Source organism: Arthrobacter sp. SlRoot2-15, from assembly GCF_059739345.1.
In genome coordinates, this window is record NZ_AP046058.1 from 1,643,719 (window position 1) to 1,664,256 (window position 20,538).

Here is a 20,538-nt window from a genome sequence, read left to right on the forward strand (position 1 = left end):
CCGATTGCAGTCCCTGCTGGGACACGTCCGCGTGCTGCACCACCTTGGACCGGCAAACCGCGACCGAGCCTCGGCGCTGCGTCTTGCCGTCAGCGTGGCCGGGCCCTCACTGGCACTGCTCGCGGCCGGGCGGCCCGAGCTGATCGTCTACGCCGTGTTCGGCGCCCTGACCGGAATGTACGGCCGGTCCGAACCCCACCAGCTCCGGCTCAGGCACCAGCTCCAGGCGGCCCTGGTCCTGCTTGGCGGACTAGGCGTCGGCGTCCTGCTCTCGGTCCACCAGCTCCACTCCTGGACGCTCGTGGCCGTGGAGTCGGTCCTGGCCGCCGCGGGATCCTTGTTGGCGGACAAGGTGGGGTTGAAACCCAACGGGCCGTTCTTCGGGATCCTGGCCCTCGGCGCGTGCGCGTCCATCCCCACCCCCGGCCCATGGCCGCTGGCGCTGCTGGTCGGTGCAGGGTCGGCTGCCTTCTCCATCGCGGTCGGCTTTGGCGGCTGGGTCCGCGGCCGCGTGTGGGAGCCCGGCGCGGAGCGTCAGGTCCCGCCGCTGCGCGGCATCCGCCGTCGTGCTGCCTGGATCCACGCGGCACGGTACTTCGCAGCGGTCGCCGCGGCCGGCAGCATCGGGGTGGGGAGCGGCAGCGGCCACCCGCATTGGGCGATGGCCGCGGCAGCCGTTCCGCTGGCGGGGGCGGACCTGCCCAGCAGCGTCTACCGCGGGTTACACCGGATCGTCGGCACCCTGCTGGGCCTGGTGGTGGTGGCCGCGGTGCTGTTCCCCTGGGCAGGGTCGCCGCTGCGGCTTTTGCCCGGCCACGAAACGGCCGTCCTGGCCGTCCTGGTGATCGTCCTGCAGTTCACCACCGAGCTCTTTATGGCCCGGCACTACGGTCTCGCGATGGTGTCGTTCACGCCCGTCATCCTGCTGGTGACGCAGCTGGCCTTCCCCGCCGATCCGCACCTCCTGGTGGCGGAGCGGGCGGTCGAGACCCTGGTCGGCGCCTGCACCGGCATCGCCGTCGTGATCCTCATCCGGCGCCGCCGCCCGTCCGCAGCGGCTCCGGGCAGGTAGGCGCGTAGCCCGCCGTCCCCTACTTCGCGCGCCGCGGAGGCCCGGCCACGAGCCGCGCCGGCAGCACGCGCGTCGCAGCGGTGAGGATCTTGTAGCGTTTGCTGGGAATGGAGACGGCTTTGCCCTTTTCGTTGTCCGCCAGGCCCTCGCGGACCACCTGGTCGGCCTGCAGCCACATCCAGCGCGGCGCCACCGTTTTGTCCATGCCCATCCGGTCGTGGAACTCGGTGTGCGTGAAGCCGGGGCAGACGGCCGTCACTTTCACCCCGCGCCCGGAGTAGGCGAGGTTGGCCCAGCGGCTGAAGCTCAGCAGCCAGGCCTTCGCGGCGGAGTACGTTTCCCGCGGCAGGAACGCCGCCACGGATGCCACGTTGATGACCCGGCCTGAGCGCCGCTGCAGCATCCCCTGCAGTGCGGCGTGGGTTAGTTCCATGGCCGTCTGGACGTGCAGCCTGAGGTGCTGCCTTTCCTCGGCGATGTCATTGTCCGCGAAGGAACGCAGCAGCCCCATTCCCGCGTTGTTGATCAGGATCTCCACCGGCCGCGCCGGGTCACTGAGGCGCTCGACGACGGCGGCCACGCCGCCGTCGTCCGCCAGATCGGCGGCCAGCACCTCCGCACGAACGCCGTAGCGGTTCTCCAGGTCGGCTGCGCTGGCGCGGAGCCGGGCCTCGTCGCGCGCCACCAAGACCACGTTGTGCCCCTGCTCCGCGAGCTGGCGGGCAAACTCGGCCCCGAGTCCTGCGGTGGCTCCGGTGATCAGGGCGGTGGCGGCGGTAGCGGACGGTCCTTGAGCGGGTGTGTTCATAGCCACAGCCTAGCGGCGCCGGATGAGTTGGTTCAGGCCAGAGCCGGTCCTGCGGCCAGTTCCCCACCGGACGGGCCGTCCGTGGCACGGTCCGTGGCGATGGCCGGTCCGGAGCCCGTCAGGTCAGCGATGTCTGGCGCGGCGCCGTCGTCCGCCCCCTGGTAGCGCTGCTGCAGCTCGTCGGCGGCGAGCTCGTACCAGGTGTGCGCCCCGAAGGAGGGGCGGGGGGTGTCCAGGTGGCGGTACAGGGCGTCGGCCAGCTGTCCCAGCGCGGCGTCGGAGAGTGCCTGCACCGTCGCGGCCGGATCCATGGTGCCCTCGAAATAGTCGGAGAGTTCGAGCCCGTCGATCAGGTCCGGTCCATCCGGTGCAGGGGCCGCCGCCGCCGTGTCCCCGGGAGCCTCGATGCCGGCGCTGACCCGGCCGTGGACGCTGCCGGTGATCTCACCGTCAAGGTCGGCAAGGACCTCGCCGTCGGTGCCGACGTGCAGCAGGCAGATCGGCAGTTCTGCCGGTTCCTGGAGGATAAGGCGGAAGCCTTCGGTCGCGGCGGCTGCTGCGACGGCGGCGGCGCCGGGCGCGGCCGGGCCGGAGGCCGGGTCCGTGGTCGCCGCGAGCTGCCGGAGGTAGAGCAGGATCTCAGGATCGAGGTGGGAGGCGCCGTGCAGGTCGATGATGACGTCCGCGCCGGCGGCTAGGCGGCTGGCGCGCCGCATCATGTGCAGCAGGTCGGGGTAGTTTGCCTGGCTCAGGCAGCCGGTGACTTCGAGGGTCACCTGTCCGGGATCGACATCAACACGGACAAGCACACGCAGTTTGTGGTTCACGGGGTTCTCCAAATGAAGCGTCCTTGAGCCAACTGCATAACTCAAGCTAAACCATACGAGGTTGTTGCGCGGGCCACAAGCGGTCAGGCCCCGGCGGGTTCCTGTTCCGGCCAGTCGATGCACTGATTGTAGGCGTCGTGTTTGCGCAGATAGCGGTAGATGTAGGGGCAGTGCGGAATGATCCGCTTCCCCGACGCCACGACGTCGTCCAGGGCGAAGTGCGCGAGCACCCCGGCGAGCCCCTGGCCCGCGAATTCCTCGGCGGTTTCGGTGTGGATGAAGTCCACATGCCCGGGCCGGTCGACATAGCGCACCTGGACGGCGAGCTTGCCGCCGACGCGAAGTTCGTAGCGGTGCAGGGCGTCATTGCGGGTGGTGGAGACGTCCGGGGCGAACGTGTCTTCAGTGTCTACCGAGTTCTCCGTCATGGTTCGACATTGGCACTTAAAGGCGGGCGTGGCAATGGCAGTCCGGATCCGCCGGCGCTTCCGCCGGGGCTGCGGGCCGGAACCCGGCCCAGCAGCAGCACGGCGAGCACAAAGCAGGTCGCCCCGCCGCCAAGGAGCCCCACCGTGAGCCCGTTGAGTGCAGCGTCGGTGACCGGGATGAAAACGACGACGGCGGCCGTCACCACGGCGGCGGCCGGCCGGGCATGGGCGTTGCCCGGCGCCGTCGGCCGTTCCTCCAACCGCCCGAACAGCGCCAGCACCGGCAGCAGCAGAATGACGACGCCCAGGAGCGCCAGCGGCCGGGTCCACCACCACGCAGCGGTTCCCCCGGCGGGCTGGGGCAGATCCGTCAGCAGCAAGAGACCGGACATCGCGGCGAGCAGCGGCAGGTGCCACAGGTAGACGGTCATGGAACGCCGTCCCGCCCGGGCCAGCAGCGTTTGGACCGGGCCGAGGGCTGCCAGCCGGGCGAGCAGGGGCCGGAGCAACTGGAGCGCCGAGGCCTGGGAGACGGCCAGCAGAAACAGGGTGAGGTTGGGCGGGTTGAGGTTCACAAGCATGTTCCCGGAGTACAGGCGCAGCACCACCAGCAGGCCGAGAACCAGGTTGCTGCCCGCCACCAGGCCGAGGAGCCCGGCGGGCCCGAGGCTCCGCAGCGTCCCGTCGGCCAGCAGGAAGCCAAGCTGTTGCACGGCGCACCACAGGAACACCATGTTGGCGTAAGCCAGCTGGGGCAGGGCCCCGCGGAGGCAGTCCACGGCCACCACCAGCGAGACGAGCACGGCCAGGGTCAGCCAGGGCGCCCGGGCATGGAGCGCGGCCAGCCACGGGAGGTTCAGTTGCGCCGCCAAATACGCGGCCAGGAACCACAGCGGCATGCCCGCGCCGCTGGCCAGCAGCTGGATCACCTGGGGGTCCACGCCGCTGAGCCGCGCGGCCCACAGGCCGGTGAACATCACGGCCAGCAGGACCGCGGCGGGCCGGATCAGCCGCAGCAGCCGGCCCTGGACGAACTCGAAAGCGTTCCCGCCCAGGCCCCGCAGCCGCCGCCAGGAGTGCAGGCCGGTAATGCCGCCGGCGACGAAGAACAGCGGCATCACCTGCAGCACCCAGACCACGGGTTCGAACCAGCGCTGGTTGCCGAGGGTGTTTTCGGAGCTCACGGTGCCGTCCGGGTGCAGGACCGGGCTGACCATCAGGGTGTGGCCGATGACCACCAGCGCAAGGCAGAAGAACCGGGTGAGGTCAATGACCAGGTCACGCTCCGGCACGGAACCTGCCGGGCTGTCCGTGCTCCGGAGCCCTGGCATCCGCTGTCCGGCGCCGCCGGCCATCGCTGGGCTACACCTCTCCTACGCTGTCCACAGCACCATTGTGGCCCAGACTGCGGACCGGGGTAAGAGCGGCCGGTCCCGTCGGCCCGGCAGGGATGGATCGAGCGGTCCGGGCCCGCTAGCCCCGGATGGCCACGACGCCCAGGACCACTGCGAGCAGCGGCAGGGTGCCCTGGGTGGCGGCGGCCCGAAGGTACTTGCGTCCGCTGAGACCAAGCACGAGCGCGGCCAGCAGCATGGACCCGCAGCTGCTGAGGATAAGTGTCCAGCCCGCCACGGCCGCGGAAGTGCCCGCCCCGCCGAAAGCCACGCAGCCGGCGCCGATCAGGGCACCGACGGCTAGGAACAGGTTGTAGAAGCCCTGGTTGTAGGCCATCGGGCGGGTTGTCTCCGCGTCCGCCTGCGAGGCCAGGCCGAACCGCTGCCAGGTGGCGGGCCGGGTCCAGGTAAAGGATTCCAGGGTGAAGATGTAGACGTGGAGCAGGGCTGCCAGCAGGGCAAAGACGAGGGAGGCCAGGATCATGGCTTGATCCTAGCCTCCCGCCGTTGCCGAACTGGTGCCGGAGCTACCGGGCCAGGGTGGCCAGCGCCGTGGCCGCGAAGGTCCCCGCCGCGGCGCCCCACTCGGATAGCAGTCCCTGAAGGTTCTCGCCGTCTTTCCGGTGGGTGGCGGTGCGGGTTTCGAGGGTTTCAAGGACGCCGGTCCGCAGCTCCGTGTTGAAGTTGACCTTGCCCACGTTCATGCTGGCGGCCTTGACGAGCTCCGCGGCGGGGATGCCCGAGGCGCCGTGCAGCACCAGCGGAATGCGGGTCCGCACGGCGATGTCCTGCAGCACGTCCCAGCGCAACTCGGGCTCGCCCTGGTACCGGCCGTGGACGTTGCCCACGGCCACGGCCAGCAGCTGGGCGCCGGTACGGGTCACAAAGTCCTCCACCTGCGCGGAGTCGGTAAGCCCGGCCGCCCCCGCCGCCGGTGCGCTGCCTGCGGCGTCGGCTCCGAAGGCGCGGTCCTCATCGCCCGCGAGTCCGCCGAGCTCGGCCTCGATCACGATCTCCCCTGCGAAGCCGGCGCCGTCCAGAACGGCGCGCGCGGCACGGACCAGGGCGATGTTGTCTTCGTAGTCGAGTGCCGATCCGTCCACCAGGACCGAGTCGGCCCCGGCGGCAGCGGCGTCGGCAATCACCCGGAGGTCGGAGGCATGGTCGAGCTGGACGGCCACCGGGACGCCGGCATCGTCGGCCAGGCCGCGCAGTGCGGCGACCAGCCGCAGCCCGCCGGGCGTGGCCGCCGTGCTTGGCGAGACCAGCAGGATGGCGCCGCGGCCGGCGTCCTCCGCCGCCGCCACGACGGCGAGCGCCGTCGTGAAGTCGTAGCAGGTGAAGGCCGGGACGGCTGATCCCTGCTGCAGGGCGGCGCCGACGAGGGAGTCGAGACGGGCTCGCATCAGACGCTCAGGCCTCCCACCAGGATCCAGGCCACGAACGTCAGCGCGAAGCCGGCCAGGCCCAGCACGGTGGTGAGCACGGTCCAGGTCTTGAGGCCGTCGGCCACGCTCAGGCCGTAGTACCGGACAACCACCCAGAAGCCGGCGTCGGTCACGTGGGAGAGGCCCAGGGAGCCGAAGCCGATGGCGATGACGATCACAGCGATCTGGGCCGGGGTGTAGCCGCCGCCGGCCACGGCGGAGGAAAGCAGGCCCGCCGTGGTGACGATCGCGACCGTGGCCGAGCCCTGGGCGGCGCGGAGGGCCAGGGAGATGATGAAGCCCAGCAGCAGCAGCGGAACACCGAGGGTGTCGAGGGATTCGGAGAGTGCCTTGCCGATGCCGCTGACCTGCAGGACCCCGCCAAAGACGCCGCCTGCCGCGACCACCAGCAGGATGGAGGCGATCGGGGGCAGGGCCCCTTCGAAGATTTCGCCGGTTTCCGTCAGCGACCACTGGCGGCGGACGGCGAGCAGGAAGAAGGAGAGCGCGACGGCCACCAGGAGGGCGAGGACGGGGGTGCCGACGAAGGCCGCGACGCCGTACCAGAAGCTGTTCTTGTCGATCACCAGGGTGCCCACGGTGCCGAGCAGGATCAGCACGATCGGGGTGGCAATGAGGGTGATGATGAGTGCGGGGCGGGGCGCGGCCAGGGCCTTGCTGCCCGGGCCGTCATGGCCGACCCGGACCAGGGAGGCGGAGCCGAACTCGTCCACCTGGGCCTTGACGGAGGGCAGCAGTTCGTAGTCCTTGCGGTTCATGATCGAGGCCACGAAGTAGGACAGGAAGCCGAGCGGCACGCAGATCGCCAGCGAGATCAGGGCGATCAGTCCGATGTCGGCCCCGAGCACGCCGGCGCCGGCCACGATGCCCGGGTGCGGGGGCACCGCCACGTGGATGGCCAGCATGATGCCTGCCATGGGCAGGCCGAACTTCACCGGGTGGACGTTGGCGATCTTGGCGAAGGCGTAGACGATCGGCACCAGGACGATGATGCCGACTTCGAAGAAGACCGGGATCGCGACCAGGAAGCCGACGGCGGTGAGGGCCACGGCCACCCGCCGGGCGCCGAGTTTGGCGGTGAAGTGGTCCGCGAGCGACTGCACGCCGCCGGAAACTTCGATCATCCGTCCCAGGATCGCGCCGAGGGCGATCAGCAGGGCCACCTTGCCCATGGTGCTTCCGACCCCGTTGGCCACAACGGTGAAGACGTCCTTGAGCGGGATCTGGGCGGCCACGGCCACCAGAATGCTGACGGTCAGCAGGGCCACGAAGGCCTGGACCTTGAAGCGGATGATCATCAGCAGCAGCAGCGCAACGCCGGCCACGGCGATGGTCAGCAGCAGCGGAGTTCCCAGCTCCACGGCCGGCTTGATGACGGGCGCGTCGGCCGCGCGCACCATCAGGGAATTGAGCAGGGGGTTCATGCGGGGTGTCTCCTTTGACGTCACTCTAGCCAGTGACCGGGATTTGGACGACGGCGGACGGCGCCGCCGTCGTCGGGTACGGGGTTCCGGAGCAATCCGGGTGGCGCGGTGGTTTAGGCGTTGCGTCTGGTGGGAGCGAGGACCTTGATGACGGCGGAGTCGTCGGCGGCGGCGAGCCCCTGGGCCTGGCCCAGCCGGTAGAGCTGTTCGGCGGCGGCCGCCACCGGGGCGGCGAGTCCCGCGGCGCGGGTGGCCTTGCCGACGATCCCCATGTCCTTGACGAAGATGTCCAGGCGGCTGAGGACCTCCGCACCGCTTTCCGTGTAGGCCTCGAGGATGCGGGGGCCGCGGTTGGAGAGCATAAATGACCCCGCGGCGCCGGCTTCCAGGGCCGCGAGCGTCTTGGCTTGGTCCAGGCCGAGGGCGTCCGCGAGGGCCATCGCCTCGGCCGCCGCGGCGATGTGGATCCCGCAGAGCAGCTGGTTGACGGTCTTGAGGGCCTGGCCGTCGCCGGGCTTGTCCCCCACCACGGTCAGGGTCGAGGCGAGCAGTTCCAGGACCGGGCGGGCCGCTTCCAGTGCCTGCGGTTCGGCGCCGACGACGATCAGCAGGTCGCCTTCGCCGGCGCGCTTGGGCCCGCCGGAGAGCGGGGCGTCAACGAGGCCGACGCCGTACTCGGCGAGCCGGGCGACGGTGGACGGAATGGCCTCGGTGCCGACGGTGCTGCCGAGGATGACGACGGCGCCCGGCTTCAGCACGGCGGCGACGCCGTTTTCGCCGAAGAGGACATCGTCCAGCTGCTCGCCGTTGCGGACGGCCAGCAGCAGCGCATCCGCGCCCTCCGCCGCTGCCCGGGCGGAGGCGAAGGTGCGGACCCCGGCGTCTTCGGCGAGCCGGACGCGCGGCTCGGCGATGTCGAAGCCGTGGACGGTCAGGGCGGTGGCGAGGCGGGCGGCCATGGGCAGCCCCATGGCGCCGAGGCCGAGGACGGTGACTTGGTAGTTCATGGTCTTCTCCGTTGAAAGCTGGGTGCGGGGACTAGAAGGTGTTGCTGAGTTTGCGGGTGACCTGGGCCAGGGACTCGTCGTCGCCGACGTTGCCGGCGAAGACCACGTACGGGATGCCCTTGGCGGGACCGTCCACCGGCTCCCACAGGCTGACGATGCCCGGCAGCATGGGGCCGCGGACGATCGCGTGGCGGATTTCCAGGCCGTGGGCGGCCACGTCCGAGGAGGTGATGCCGCCCTTGGCGATGACAAAGCGCGGCGGGAACGTCTTCAGCGTCCGGTTCACCACGGCGACGACGGCCGCCGATACGGTGCGGGCAATCCGGAGGCTCTCCGCGGCGTCGTCCGTTTTGATGAGCAGCCGGCTGGTGTGCAGGATGACGTCGGCGCTGTGCAGGGCCTCCACCACGGTCCGGACGATTTCGTCAAGGTAGCCCTCGGCGTCGCCGTCGAGGAGCTTTTCGACGTCGATTTCCACGATGCGGGCGGAGCTGTGCTGTTCGACCAGGGCTTTGAGCTGGCGGGTGGTGACGCCGACGTGCGAGCCGACCACGATCAGGCCGCCGGCGTCCGAGGGTGTGTTGCCCGCGTAGGCTTCCTCAGCGCTGAGTTCGGCACGGATCTCCTGGCCGATGCGGCCGCGGACAAACGGCGGGCCTACCCGGTAGAGCAGTTTCTTGCCGCGCCGTTCGGCTTCCTCCAGGCCCAGGGCGAGGGCACGGAGGTCGTTTTCGGTGACGATGTCGGCGACGATCGGGGTGGAGTCGGTGGCGGCGTCGAGGGCGTCGGCGATGGCCTTGGCCGAAACCTGGGGATCGCCGTCCGGGCCGGCGGCGCGGATGACGTCCAGGTCCAGGACGATCACCGATTCCGCGGGGAAGCGGCCCTTGGACTTCTCTTCGACGTATTTGGCCAGTTCGGAGTTCGCGAAGCCGAAGCTCGCGTCCCTGGCGAATTCCGTCTCCGCCACGGGGGTGAGCCGGCCGGCGCTGGCGCCGGTTCCGCGCATGTAGTGCACGCCGCCGATGGTCACGCGCCCCGCGTCGGGGAAGGCGGGGACGATCACGACGCCGTCGGTCGCCTCGCCCCCGGCGGCGGCGACGGTGGCCGCGATGGTGTCCGGCTCCAGCGGGAAGTGGCCGCGGAGGGTGGAGTCGCTGCGGCTGACGAAACCCAGGCGCAGCCTGGAACCGGCAGCGCGTGAACCGGCGCCGTCGCTGGGCCCGGCGCCGTCGCTCACAAGGGCGGCCGCGGCCAGGGCGTTGCGGACCACTTCCTCGTTGCGGGCGGCCGCCTCCGCGGGGTCCAGGCTCCGCGTGTTGGTCAGCACGTAGACGGCGTCGGGACGGCGGCCGTCGATCCGGTGGCCGAACGCCCAGCTGAAGTCGTCGACATCCCAGCGGGTCAGGACCGGCAGGTTCGCGACGGACTGCGTTCCGGTCGGGTCGTCGTCGAGCACCACCAGGATGCGCGGTGACGCTCCGGCCGCGGCGGCGAGGGCGTCGGCGACGGTCCAGGCGGGAATTTGGACCTCGGCCGGGAAGGCGGCCAGCACGTCGGCTTCATAAGGCTCTGCTTCAAAGGGCACTTGCACTCCATTGTGGGAACTCTGCTGCGGTGTGGATTTGTAAGATGTCTGACATCTAACATTTGAATGTTAGTGTGGCATACGGCACAAAAACGCGCAAGTAGACTTGTCAGTCAGGTAACTCGGTGACGGCGGATGGGGAAAATTGGCTAGGAAATCGTTGGTCGGCGTGGTGGCAGATGAGCTGCTGGACCGCATCATTGCCGGCGAATTTCCGCCCGGGGCATCGGTCCCCGGCGAGCTGGAGCTGAGCGCGCGCCACGACGTGAGCCGCATGACGGTCCGCGAGGCGATGAAGACCCTGGAAGCCCAGCAGATCCTGAGCGTGGAGCGCGGCCGGGGAACATTTGTGAACCCGCTGAACCGCTGGGCCTCACTGGAGGCAGTCCTCCGGGCGGCCTCCGAGGGCGAGAACGATGCCGCGGCCGCCGTCCAGTTGATCGAACTGCGCCGGATGCTGGAAACGGGCGCCTGCGAGCTGGCGGCGGGGCGGATGGGCGAGTCCGACCTTGCGACGCTGCGCGGGCAGGTGGAAGCGATGCGGGAGGCGCATGAGAAGCACGACGTCGCGGCGTTCGTCGCGGCCGACCTGGCCTTTCACGACCTCATCCTGCGCGCATCGGAAAATGTTTTTGTGGCCGTGCTGTTCGCACCGCTGCACCGGGTACTGGAAAAGCGGCGGACGCAGACCTCAGAGGTGCGCGAGATCCAGGCGCACGCGATCGGCCATCACCGGAGCATTGTGGAGGCGCTGTCCACACGCGATCCGCAGCGGGCGCGGGAGGCCATGGACGCCCACATGCAGCAGACGCTCGATGACCTCAAGACCTACGTCCTGGCGGAACCCCGGGCCTGAGGCGCCGGCGTTGGCAGACCGGCGACTCAGGCGAGCGAGAGGAAGAGTTTCTCGAGTTCGGCCCGGTCCAGGCTCGGATCCTCCTGCTGCATGCACTGCTGCAGGCCGGTGGCGATGATGGAGAAGCCGGCCTTGTCCAGGGCACTGGAGACCGCGGCCAGCTGCGTAACGACGCTCTTGCAGTCCCGCCCCTCTTCGATCATCCGCGTGACCGCGGCGAGCTGGCCCTGGGCGCGGCGAAGACGGTTGATGACGGACTTCATGTCGCTGGGATCGAGTTCCATGGGTGGCCTCCGGGAGTAATTGGATTCCTTCCCATGATATACCCCCCTTGGTATTCCGCATACCCCGGGTGGTATAAGAGGGCGAACTGACGCGTAAATCACAGGCCCTAGGGACATATGCACCTAGCGGAGCCGCACATTCCGGCGTATTGCTGGGATCGTGAACGCGGCCAGCTTCAGCAATCCGGCAGAGGCCCGAAAAGGTGCCCCCACCACCGGCTCCGGGCCCTGGACACGCTACGTCGCCTTGGGAGACTCCTTCACCGCCGGTCTGGGCGATCCGGAGCCCCTGAACCCCGGCGGCATGAGGGGCTGGGCGGACCGGATCGCCGAGGAATTCAGCGCCGCGCGCCAGGATTTCGCCTACGCCAACCTGGCCATCAGCGGCCTCGTGCTGCAGCAGATCGTGGACCAGCAGCTTGCCCCGGCGATTGCCCTGAAACCGGACCTCGTCACCCTCTCCGCGGGCGGCAACGACCTGGTCTTCCACCGGCGCGACCCGGACCGGCTGGCGGCCAGCCTGGACGAGGCCGTGGCGGCGCTCTCCGCCACGGGGGCGACGGTTGTGCTGTTCACCGGGCCCGACTGGGGGGACACCCCGGTCTTCGGCCACATCCGGGGCAAGGTGGCCGTCTTCAACGAGAACATCCGGACCATCGCCGCCCGGCACCACGGCGTGATTGCCGACCTGTGGACACTGCGGCAGTTGAGCGATCCCCGGATGTGGGATCCGGACCGCCTGCACTTCTCGCCGCTCGGCCACCACACGATCGCCTCGATGGTGCTGGACACGCTGCACGTCCGGCACGGCCTGGAACCGCTGCAGCCCAAGCCGCTGCCGGCCGGCAACTGGCGGGAGACCCGGGCCGGCGACCTGGCCTGGGCCACGCACTACCTGCTGCCCTGGATGATGCAGCGCGTCCGGCCGCGACCCGGCAACGGACCTCCCGCCCCGAAGCGGCCCGAACCGGGCCCGGTCTTCGGCTGGCCGGGCAATGCGGCCCACCCCTAGTCCCCCACCCCTAGTCCGGCCGGGATCTGTCGGCTAATCTGCAGGGACGGCCCCGGCCGGAGACTGCAGACCGATGGCGATCATGAGGAGCGAAGTTGTCTAATCACACTTACAGCATTTCTGAAATTGTCGGGACCTCGAATGAAGGCGTGGACGCCGCCGTGCGCAACGGCATCGCCGAGGCCGCAAAGACCCTCCGGAACCTGGACTGGTTCGAGGTCAAGGAGATCCGCGGGCACCTCGAGAACGGCCAGGTGGCCGACTGGCAGGTGACGATCAAGCTCGGGTTCCGGCTGGAGCGTTAACGTCCCGGGAGGACCGCCCGTGCAGTACCGCCAGCTGGGCCGCTCCGGCCTGAAGGTCTCCCGCCTCGGCCTGGGCACCATGAATTTCGGGCCGCAGACCGAAGAAACGGCCGCGCAGGCGATCATGGATGCCGCCCTGGACGCCGGCATCAACTTCTTTGACACGGCCAATGTCTACGGAGGCTCCAAGCACCGGGGCTGGACCGAGGAGATCCTGGGCCGCTGGTTCGCCAAGGGCGGCGAGCGCCGGGAGCGGACAGTGCTCGCCACCAAGGTGTACGGCACCATGGAGGACCGCCCCAACGAGTCCAAGCTCTCCGCCCTGCACATCCGCCGCGCCCTCGACGCGAGCCTGCAACGCCTGAAGACCGACCACATCGACCTCTACCAGTTCCATCACGTGGACCGGAACACGCCCTGGGAAGAGATCTGGCAGGCGGTGGATGTGGCGGTGCAGCGGGGCAAAATCCTCTACGCGGGCAGCAGCAACTTCGCCGGCTGGCACCTGGCCCAGGCCCAGGAGGCCGCGGCCCGCCGTCAGTCCTACGGCCTGGTCAGCGAACAGTCCATCTACAACCTGCTGACCCGCGACGTCGAACTCGAGGTGCTGCCGGCCGCGCAGCACTACGGGCTGGGCATCCTGCCGTGGTCTCCGCTGCATGGCGGGCTGCTCGGCGGGGTGCTCAAGAAGGAGGACGCCGGCGTCCGCCGGACCCAGGGCCGAGCCCTCGAAGCCCTCAAAAAGCACCGGAATCAGATCCGCCGGTACGAGGACTTCGCGGACGAACTCGGCCAGGAACCCGGGCAGCTGGCCCTGGCCTGGCTGCTGCACCAGCCCGCCGTGACGGCCCCCATCGTCGGCCCGCGCACCATTGAACAGCTACGCGCCGCCCTGGGCGCACTCCAGGTGCAGCTCGACGCCGAAGCCCTCACGCGCCTGGACGCGATCTTCCCCGGCCGGCGGACCGCCCCGGAGGACTACGCCTGGTAGGGGCCGCCGCAGCTTTTTCGGGCCGGATCTTCGAACAGTTCCGGCCAGCGGATGGGCCAAATTTCCCCGTAAACTCAGGGATTTACGAAAATTTTCCGCGCGCCGGGTGGCATTTTGATAGTAAGCATGATTAGTATTTAGGCAGAAGGATGAAGCGCACCCGGCAACCCGGGTGTCTCCTCAACGAAAGAGAAGGGCCGATAAAAATGGGTTTTTTCGCATTTCTGATTCTGGGTCTTATTGCCGGCGCAATCGCTAAGGCTATCCTGCCGGGCCACCAGGGCGGTGGATGGGTTATCACGCTCGTCCTCGGCGTCGTGGGCGCTCTGCTGGGCGGCCTCATCGGCGGCGCACTTTTCGGCACCGGACTGCAGGAATTCTTCTCGCTGACGACGTGGCTGCTGGCGATCGGCGGTGCGATCATCGTACTGCTGGTCTACGGCATGATCACCAAGCGCTCGCACCGCTAAAACGGAGCGACCGGAAAACCGGTCCCGGGATTCATTTCCCGGGGCCGGTTTTTTGGCACCGGGCCAGTATTCGAATACGACTTCCAGAGCACCAAGAGCAGGAGTACAGCATGAAAGCCAAACTTCTTTTCGGCACCGGACTCGCAGCAGGCTTCGTCCTGGGATCCCGTTCAGGGCGGGCGGCCTACGAGAAACTCAAAGCCAGGGCGGCAGGCCTCTGGGAGAGCAAGCCCGTTCAGGACAAGGTGGCCGCCGCGACCGAAGCGGTCAAGGAAAAGGCCCCCGAGGTGTCCAGCCAGCTGACGGAGGCCGCACTCCGCGCGGGCACCGTCATCAGTTCAGCCGTTCGCCGGGACGACGCCGCGGACGTTCCCGCCGATGTCGTCTCTGATCCGGCCCTGAACGACACGACCGGACAGGACTGGTCCGACGAAGGCGGCGCCACGCCGGCCGGCCCGTCCACCAACGTGGACGCGGCGAAGCACTGACACACCCGGGAACGGGAACCCTCACCGCGGGGCACCGGCCGCCACACCGGCGGCAACGCCGCCCAGCACCACGGTGGCATCCAGTTTTCGCGAACTGAACACACGGCCGGAGAGCCCGCTCCCGGCGAAGATCTCGATGGTCCGGGGCGCCTGGCGCCGGCTCGTCTCGATCAGCAGGTGGCCGCCCGGCGCCAGCCATTCCGGCGCCGCGGCGGCCACCCGCCGCTGCAGCTCCAGCCCGTCCGGACCCCCGTCCAGGGAGACCCTCGGTTCGTGCAGCCGCGCCTCCGGCGGCATGGTCCCGATCATCGCCGAGGGAACATAGGGCGCATTGACGGCCAGAACATCCACGCGCCCGCGCAGCCGCTCCGGCAGCGCATCGTAGAGATCACCCTCGTGGACCTCGGCGCCCAGCGGCTGCAGGTTGCGCCGCGCGCAGGCCACGGCGGCAGGGTCGACGTCGGCGGCGTGCAGCTCCAGCGGGCCGGCCACGGCCAGCGCTGCCCCTACGGCGCCCGAGCCGCAGCAGAGATCCACCACAACAGGGGTCCCGGCCGCGGGGCGCGCCTGCAGGAGCCTTGCGGCCAGCCGGACAAGGTATGCGGTGCGGCGGCGCGGAACAAACACCGCGGGGTCCACGGCGATGCGGAGACCACAAAACTCCGCCCAGCCCAGCAAGTGTTCCAGCGGCAGGCCGGAGACCCGGCGCCGGAGAAGGGCCTCGAGCTCCGCCGCGGTGGCCGCGGCCTCCAGAAGCAGGGCAGCCTCGTCCTCGGCGAATACACAGCCGGCGGCGCGGAGCCGGCCGACCACCTCGGTCCGTTGCGCGGGAACTGCCTGCACGGATCACACCCTTTCCGCCGCGCGTCCCGGCAGCAGCTCCTGGAAGCCCCATGCTATCCAAGGAGCACCCAGACACCCCTGTGAACTTGCTGGTAAATCCATGTGCAAGCGCTTACAGTTGTGACTTGGCTCTCAGTAGCCGGTCTCCGCATCCACCCTTCGTCGAGGCAACGTCGCTCACCCGGAAGGTTTCCATCGTGTTCACCCGCAGCTCCAGCCTGCCCCGGCCGCCCCGTTTCAGGGGCAGCCACGGGCTCCCCCAGCCCCGCTACGCCGCCCGCACCGCCACGGCCCTGGCAGCGGCGCTGGCCGCCGTCGTCGTCGCCGTCGTCCCTGCCCATGCCACCCCCGGGGCCGGCGATCCGGGCACCCCGCCGGGGTCCCACGCGCTGCGCGGGCCGGTCACGGACGAGCGGTTCTACTTCGTGATGGCGGACCGGTTCAGCAACGGCAGCACCGCGAACGACGACGGCGGCCTCGGCGCAGACCCCATGGTCTCCGGCTTCGATCCGACAAAGAAGGGGTTCTACAACGGCGGGGACCTCAAGGGCCTGCGGGAGAAGATCGACTACATCCAGGGCCTGGGCACCACGTCGATCTGGCTGACCCCGAGCTTCAAGAACAAGGCGGTCCAGCCGAAGGACCACTCCGCCGGCTACCACGGCTACTGGGTCACCGACTTCACCCAGATCGACCCGCACCTGGGCACCAACGCCGAGCTGAAGACGCTCATCGACGAGGCACACGCCCGCGGCATGAAGGTGTATTTCGACATCATCACCAACCACACCGCCGACGTGATCAGCTACCAGGAAGGCGACCGGACGGCCTACAAGTCCAAGGACGCCTCGCCCTACCGCACCGCCGCCGGCGAACCGTTCGACGACCGGGACTACGCCGGCACCTCCACCTTCCCGAAACTGGATGCGGCCACCTCCTTCCCGTACACCCCGAAGCTCGCACCCGGCGACGAAAACCTCAAGGTCCCGGCCTGGCTCAACGACCCCACGCTCTACCACAACCGCGGGGACACGACGTTTGAGGGCGAAAACTCCTCCTACGGCGACTTTTTCGGCCTGGACGACCTCTTCACCGAAAACCCCGCCGTGGTCCACGGCATGGCCAGCATCTACGAAAAGTGGATCGGCGATTTCGGCGTGGACGGCTTCCGGATCGACACCATGAAGCACGTCAACGACGAGTTCTGGCAGCAGTTCGGCCCCCGCGTGCTCGACTACGCCAAGGCACACGGCAAGGACGAGTTCTTTATGTTCGGCGAGGTCTTTGACACCTCCAAGAGCTTCACCTCGCAGTTCACCACCCGCAACAAGATGCAGGCCGTGCTGGACTTCCCGTTCCAGGAGGCCGCCCGCAACTTCGCCTCCCGCGGCCAGGGCGCGAAGGAGCTGGCGACCTTCTTCGACGGCGACGACTGGTACACCGACGCCGATTCGAACGTCTACGAGCTGCCCACGTTCCTGGGCAACCACGACATGGGCAGGATCGGCAGCTTCATCACCGCGGACAACCCGAAGGCGGACGACGCCGAACGCGTCGCCCGGGACCGGCTGGCGCACGAGCTGATGTACTTCTCGCGCGGCAACCCGGTGGTCTACTACGGCGACGAACAGGGCTTCACCGGCCCCGGCGGAGACCAGGACGCCCGGCAGACCATGTTTGCCAGCAAGGTCCCGGACTACCTCGACGATGACCTGCTCGGCACCGACTCCACCCACGCGACCGACAACTTCAACCCCTCCCACCCGCTGTACCAGGAGATCAGCAAGCTCGCGGCACTGACCTCCGAACACCCTGCCCTGCGCAACGGCGCCCACCAGAACCGCTATGCCTCCGACGGACCTGGCATCTACGCCTTCTCCCGCACGGACGCGAAGGACCAGCGCGAATACGTGGTCTCGATCAACAACAGCACGCAGGCCCAGACGGCCGCGGTCCCCACGTTCGTGGGCAAGCGCACCTTCGCCCGGATCTACGGCGACGCGAGCGCCGAGGTCAAGACGGCGGCGGACGGCAAGCTGACGGTGACGGTTCCGCCGCTGTCCGCGGTTGTCTACGAGTCCGCGGGCCGGATCCCGCAGTCCAAGGCGGCCCCCGCCGTCGTGCTGCAGGAACCGGCAGCGGCGGCCGCGGACAACAGCCGCGTCCGGGTGGCCGCCGACGTCGACGGCAGCTCCTTCTACGAGGTCACCTTCCAGGCCCGCACGGCCGGCGGCGAGTGGGCCTCCATCGGCACCGATGACACGGCGCCGTACCAGGTCTTCCACGACGTATCAGCCCTTCGCGCCGGCTCGGCGGTCGAGTACCGCGCAATCGTGCTGGACAATGGCGCGCACTCCGCCGTAAGCCGGCCCCGCAGCGGCACCGTCCCGGCCCCGGCGCTCAGCATCGTCAACCCCAAGGAAGGCAGCAGCGTCCGCGGCAAGGTGGAGGTCGGCGCCGTCGCCAGCCCGGACAAGGCCGACTACGTGGTCCGGTTTGAACGCAGCATCAGCGGCGGTCCATGGTCGACGTTCGGCGAGGACAGCTCCTCCCCCGCGTACACCGCGGTGGACGACCTGGCCAAGCTGCAGGTGCCAGACGGCACCCAACTGCGCTACCGCGCCCTGATGACCGTGCCAGGCGCCGGCGAGGTCGCCAGCGGCATCCGCACCGTGGTCGCCGGGGACCTCCCGCAGCCCTCCTCAGTCACGGTGGCGGGCAACCTCGACTCGGAGCTGGGCTGCCCCGGAGACTGGCAGCCGGCCTGCCCCGCGGCCTTCCTCAAGCTGGACCCGGCGGACAAGGTCTGGCGGCTGACCGTTCCCGATCTCCCGGCCGGCAGCTACGAGTTCAAGGCCGCGATCAACGGCTCCTGGGACGAGAACTACGGCGCGGGCGGCGGGGCCAACGGCAGCAACATTGTGCTGAACCACCCCGGCGGCGCCGTGACCTTCCGCTATGACCACAGCACCCACCTGATCAGCGCCGTCTACGCCTCCCAGCAGCCGGCGGCGGTTGCGGTGGCCGGAGACCTCGACTCCGAGCTCGGCTGCCCGGGCGACTGGATGCCGGACTGCCCGCAGGCCCAGCTCACGCTGGGCCCGGCGGACCTCGTCTGGAAGCTGACCATCCCTGATCTGCCGGCCGGCACCTACTCCTACAAGGCCGCCCTCAACCGGTCCTGGACCGAGAACTACGGTGCGGGCGGGGAACCGGGCGGCGCCAACATCTCCCTGGTGCACGGCGGCGGGCCGCTCACCGTCCGGTACGACCACTTCACCCACCGGATCAGCGCCGGCTAAGGCGCAGGCCCAGGCCCAGGCCCAGGCCCAGGCCCAGCGGAGCGAAAGGCCGGCATGCGCCACGGGGGTACATGCCGGCCTTTCGCTGTGCCGGAGACCAGGGCGAGGGACCCTTGGCTCCTCCCGCCGGCCCTCAGCTGACGAGGCGGAGCTGCGGGACGGGCCGGGCGGAAGCGAGCCGGGTTGCCAGCTTCTGGGCCGCGGCGGCCGAGGGACGGGCCGCGGGATCCATCGCCGTCATGGCGGTCAGCAGGGACACCCAGTTGGCACCGAGGCTGGCCGGGATCTCCGGCGCCCGCAGGGTGCGGGCCACCAGCGACTCGACCGGGGTGCCGGGGTAGGCCTTGACGCCGGTGAGGCATTCGAGCAGCACCAGTCCCAGCGCGTAGATGTCCGTGGCAGGGTGGACAGGCTGTCCGGCCGCCTGCTCCGGGCTCATGTAATGCACGGTGCCCGACGAGTCGCCGGGCTCCGGGGCCGTCCCTGCCGGCGTGGCGATCCCGAAGTCGGCGATTCGTACCGAACACCTCCGGAGCGCGCTGAGCAGGATATTCGCGGGTTTGATGTCGCGGTGGACGAGTCCGCGCCCGTGCACGTGTCCGAGTCCGGACAGCGCGGCGGCGGCCCAGCCGGCCACCTCCTCCGGCGGGCAGGCGCCGCCACGGATCCGCTCGGCCAGGCTGCCGCCAAAGGCGAATTCCTCGACCAGGAACGGCCGGCCGGCCCACTGGTCGCCGCCGGGAACGGTTCCGGCGGCAATAAACCGGATGACGGCCGGGTGGTCCAACGAGGCGAGGATCCCCGCCTCTGCATGGATCCGACTCGCGTCCTTCTCGCCCGGACCCTCGGCCACCTTGATGGCCACCGGCCGGTCGTTGGACAGGTCCGTGCCACGGAAAACGGTGGCGGTCGCCCCGCGGCCCAGGAGTTCATGGACCAGGAAGCGCCCTTCGGGGGCGTCCGGAAGGTGCAGGATCTTGGCGTCGAGGCCGGCCGCGGCGGGCACGGCGGTGGGAAGGTCCGCCACGGTCGCTAGGGTCGCAGTCACGAGAGTGCGAGCAAGGCGTTGGAGGTATGGACGATGCCGTCGAGCTGGAACCCGCAGGAGCAGCGCCACACGGGCGGAAGGTCGGCGGAGCCGTTGCCGGCGTCGAACGAGTAGACGGACATGGCGTCCAGCACCGGCGCCGTCCATTCCATCGGCGTACCGCAGTGGCTGGGCGCCGGACTTGCCGTATTCAAGGGCAGCGAGGGCGCCGCGGCGCCCGGCTCTGCGGGTGACCGGGGCGCAGCAAAGGGGGCCGCACCGGCTCCCGGGGTTCCGGTGATCGTCAACAACTCAGTCACGACTCCTCCACGCACACGATTATCTGACACAAGTAGTAAGCATACATATCACTAGTCGAACTAGCTAGTTAATATGCCGTGATACTTTGCCGGCCGGTGCGGGACGGGCTCAGTGGTGTCCCGGCTGCCCGTCGAGCGCCTCGGTCATGCGGCGCAGGAAACCGACGATGATGCGGCTTTCCTCTGCGCTCAGCTCTTCGGCCACGGCCAGCATCCGGCGGTGCATCTCGCCGAGGGTGGAGCGGACCTCGGAGTCGGTGGCGGCGGTGGGGACGATCACGAGGGAGCGTCGGTCCGTGGGGTGCGGCTCGCGGCGGACGTGGCCGCTTTGGACGAGACGGTCAATCAGCGAGGTGGTGGACGCCGTCGTGATCCCCAAAGTGCGGCTGAGGTCTTTTGGCCCGACCCGCTCCCCCGTCGCCTGGGCACGCAGCAGGTACCGCAGCGCCAGCAAGTCCGTCTCGCCCATGCCCATGGAGTCCCGGGTGGAACGGCGGGTGGCGACCTCGGCAGCCCGGTAGCTCCGCAGCGCGTGCAGCACGGCCGACGGCGGATCAAGCCGATCGTCCGGGCCGTACCAGTACCCTGAGTGCGAGGCGCTGTCCGAGTTCATTCCTCAATCCTAGCCTGACTTATTACTAGAT

At 69.4% G+C, this 20,538-nt stretch carries 22 protein-coding genes; 8 read left to right on the top strand and 14 right to left on the bottom strand.

Translation table 11 applies throughout. From position 1 onward, the window contains the following. Positions 1 to 4: 4 nt before the first annotated feature. Positions 5 to 1,072 carry an FUSC family protein gene (locus AC6I9V_RS07460; RefSeq protein WP_497898921.1) on the top strand — a complete coding sequence of 356 codons (1,068 nt, stop codon included), beginning with the start codon at positions 5 to 7 and terminating at the stop codon, positions 1,070 to 1,072. 19 nt (positions 1,073 to 1,091) lie between these two features. Here AC6I9V_RS07460 and AC6I9V_RS07465 read toward each other — a convergent pair whose 3' ends face one another. The 9 genes from AC6I9V_RS07465 to AC6I9V_RS07505 form a co-directional block, all read right to left on the bottom strand. Next, on the bottom strand, positions 1,092 to 1,880 hold the full coding sequence (locus AC6I9V_RS07465) for an SDR family NAD(P)-dependent oxidoreductase (protein WP_497898922.1): 789 nt from the start codon (positions 1,878 to 1,880) through the stop codon (positions 1,092 to 1,094). A gap of 32 nt (positions 1,881 to 1,912) precedes the next feature. Continuing rightward, on the bottom strand, positions 1,913 to 2,707 hold the full coding sequence (locus AC6I9V_RS07470; protein ID WP_497898923.1) for a hypothetical protein: 795 nt from the start codon (positions 2,705 to 2,707) through the stop codon (positions 1,913 to 1,915). Between the two features lie 83 nt (positions 2,708 to 2,790). Further along, the gene (locus AC6I9V_RS07475; RefSeq protein WP_349413453.1) at positions 2,791 to 3,135 is read right to left on the bottom strand and encodes a GNAT family N-acetyltransferase; all 345 of its coding nucleotides are present in this window, start codon (positions 3,133 to 3,135) and stop codon (positions 2,791 to 2,793) included. After that, a complete protein-coding gene (locus AC6I9V_RS07480) occupies positions 3,132 to 4,466 on the bottom strand; it encodes an acyltransferase family protein (RefSeq protein ID WP_497898924.1) in 1,335 nt (444 codons plus the stop codon). Before AC6I9V_RS07480 ends, AC6I9V_RS07475 begins: the two co-directional genes overlap by 4 nt. Positions 4,467 to 4,608: 142 nt before the next feature. Continuing rightward, positions 4,609 to 5,013, bottom strand: a complete 405-nt coding sequence (locus AC6I9V_RS07485) for a DUF1304 domain-containing protein (RefSeq protein WP_497898925.1) — start codon at positions 5,011 to 5,013, stop codon at positions 4,609 to 4,611. Between the two features lie 43 nt (positions 5,014 to 5,056). Further along, positions 5,057 to 5,935: a class II fructose-bisphosphate aldolase gene (locus AC6I9V_RS07490; protein ID WP_497898926.1), complete on the bottom strand. Its 879-nt coding sequence runs from the start codon at positions 5,933 to 5,935 to the stop codon at positions 5,057 to 5,059. Further along, the gene (locus tag AC6I9V_RS07495; protein WP_497898927.1) at positions 5,935 to 7,401 is read right to left on the bottom strand and encodes a GntP family transporter; all 1,467 of its coding nucleotides are present in this window, start codon (positions 7,399 to 7,401) and stop codon (positions 5,935 to 5,937) included. Before AC6I9V_RS07495 ends, AC6I9V_RS07490 begins: the two co-directional genes overlap by 1 nt. A 113-nt stretch (positions 7,402 to 7,514) precedes the next feature. After that, the gene (locus AC6I9V_RS07500) at positions 7,515 to 8,408 is read right to left on the bottom strand and encodes an NAD(P)-dependent oxidoreductase (protein ID WP_497898928.1); all 894 of its coding nucleotides are present in this window, start codon (positions 8,406 to 8,408) and stop codon (positions 7,515 to 7,517) included. 31 nt (positions 8,409 to 8,439) lie between these two features. Then, complete coding sequence (locus tag AC6I9V_RS07505) at positions 8,440 to 9,996, bottom strand: four-carbon acid sugar kinase family protein (protein WP_497898929.1); 1,557 nt, start codon at positions 9,994 to 9,996, stop codon at positions 8,440 to 8,442. 145 nt (positions 9,997 to 10,141) lie between these two features. On the opposite strand from AC6I9V_RS07505, the gene AC6I9V_RS07510 reads away from it, so the two are divergent. Further along, entirely contained in the window at positions 10,142 to 10,852 is a 711-nt protein-coding gene (locus AC6I9V_RS07510) for a FadR/GntR family transcriptional regulator (RefSeq protein WP_497898930.1), read from the top strand. Between the two features lie 26 nt (positions 10,853 to 10,878). On the opposite strand, the gene AC6I9V_RS07515 is transcribed toward AC6I9V_RS07510, so the two are convergent. Beyond that, positions 10,879 to 11,136, bottom strand: a complete 258-nt coding sequence (locus tag AC6I9V_RS07515; protein WP_056736480.1) for a metal-sensitive transcriptional regulator — start codon at positions 11,134 to 11,136, stop codon at positions 10,879 to 10,881. Between the two features lie 160 nt (positions 11,137 to 11,296). Here AC6I9V_RS07515 and AC6I9V_RS07520 point away from each other — a divergent pair, with 160 nt between their 5' ends. From AC6I9V_RS07520 to AC6I9V_RS07540, 5 genes are all read left to right on the top strand, one after another. After that, positions 11,297 to 12,148 carry an SGNH/GDSL hydrolase family protein gene (locus AC6I9V_RS07520; RefSeq protein ID WP_497898931.1) on the top strand — a complete coding sequence of 284 codons (852 nt, stop codon included), beginning with the start codon at positions 11,297 to 11,299 and terminating at the stop codon, positions 12,146 to 12,148. Between the two features lie 95 nt (positions 12,149 to 12,243). Next, positions 12,244 to 12,453: a dodecin gene (locus AC6I9V_RS07525; RefSeq protein WP_011690139.1), complete on the top strand. Its 210-nt coding sequence runs from the start codon at positions 12,244 to 12,246 to the stop codon at positions 12,451 to 12,453. A 19-nt stretch (positions 12,454 to 12,472) separates the two neighbouring features. Further along, positions 12,473 to 13,444 (top strand): aldo/keto reductase, encoded by a 972-nt coding sequence (locus AC6I9V_RS07530; protein ID WP_497898932.1) that lies wholly within the window; start codon positions 12,473 to 12,475, stop codon positions 13,442 to 13,444. A 206-nt stretch (positions 13,445 to 13,650) separates the two neighbouring features. Then, positions 13,651 to 13,914, top strand: a complete 264-nt coding sequence (locus tag AC6I9V_RS07535) for a GlsB/YeaQ/YmgE family stress response membrane protein (protein ID WP_497900278.1) — start codon at positions 13,651 to 13,653, stop codon at positions 13,912 to 13,914. A gap of 110 nt (positions 13,915 to 14,024) precedes the next feature. After that, on the top strand, positions 14,025 to 14,402 hold the full coding sequence (locus AC6I9V_RS07540) for a hypothetical protein (protein WP_497898933.1): 378 nt from the start codon (positions 14,025 to 14,027) through the stop codon (positions 14,400 to 14,402). A gap of 21 nt (positions 14,403 to 14,423) precedes the next feature. On the opposite strand, the gene AC6I9V_RS07545 is transcribed toward AC6I9V_RS07540, so the two are convergent. Next, positions 14,424 to 15,245, bottom strand: a complete 822-nt coding sequence (locus AC6I9V_RS07545; protein ID WP_497898934.1) for a putative protein N(5)-glutamine methyltransferase — start codon at positions 15,243 to 15,245, stop codon at positions 14,424 to 14,426. Positions 15,246 to 15,538: 293 nt separating this feature from the next. Between AC6I9V_RS07545 and AC6I9V_RS07550 the strand changes: the two genes are divergently transcribed. Further along, entirely contained in the window at positions 15,539 to 18,547 is a 3,009-nt protein-coding gene (locus AC6I9V_RS07550) for an alpha-amylase family glycosyl hydrolase (protein ID WP_497900279.1), read from the top strand. A gap of 133 nt (positions 18,548 to 18,680) precedes the next feature. Here the strand turns inward: AC6I9V_RS07550 and AC6I9V_RS07555 are convergent, their stop codons facing one another. The 3 genes from AC6I9V_RS07555 to AC6I9V_RS07565 all read right to left on the bottom strand — a co-directional run bounded on the left by AC6I9V_RS07555 (position 18,681) and on the right by AC6I9V_RS07565 (position 20,507). After that, complete coding sequence (locus AC6I9V_RS07555; RefSeq protein WP_497898935.1) at positions 18,681 to 19,595, bottom strand: serine/threonine-protein kinase; 915 nt, start codon at positions 19,593 to 19,595, stop codon at positions 18,681 to 18,683. After that, on the bottom strand, positions 19,592 to 19,894 hold the full coding sequence (locus tag AC6I9V_RS07560) for a hypothetical protein (protein ID WP_349413466.1): 303 nt from the start codon (positions 19,892 to 19,894) through the stop codon (positions 19,592 to 19,594). Before AC6I9V_RS07560 ends, AC6I9V_RS07555 begins: the two co-directional genes overlap by 4 nt. A 109-nt stretch (positions 19,895 to 20,003) precedes the next feature. Further along, complete coding sequence (locus tag AC6I9V_RS07565) at positions 20,004 to 20,507, bottom strand: MarR family winged helix-turn-helix transcriptional regulator (protein ID WP_497898936.1); 504 nt, start codon at positions 20,505 to 20,507, stop codon at positions 20,004 to 20,006. Between the last annotated feature and the right edge of the window lie 31 nt (positions 20,508 to 20,538).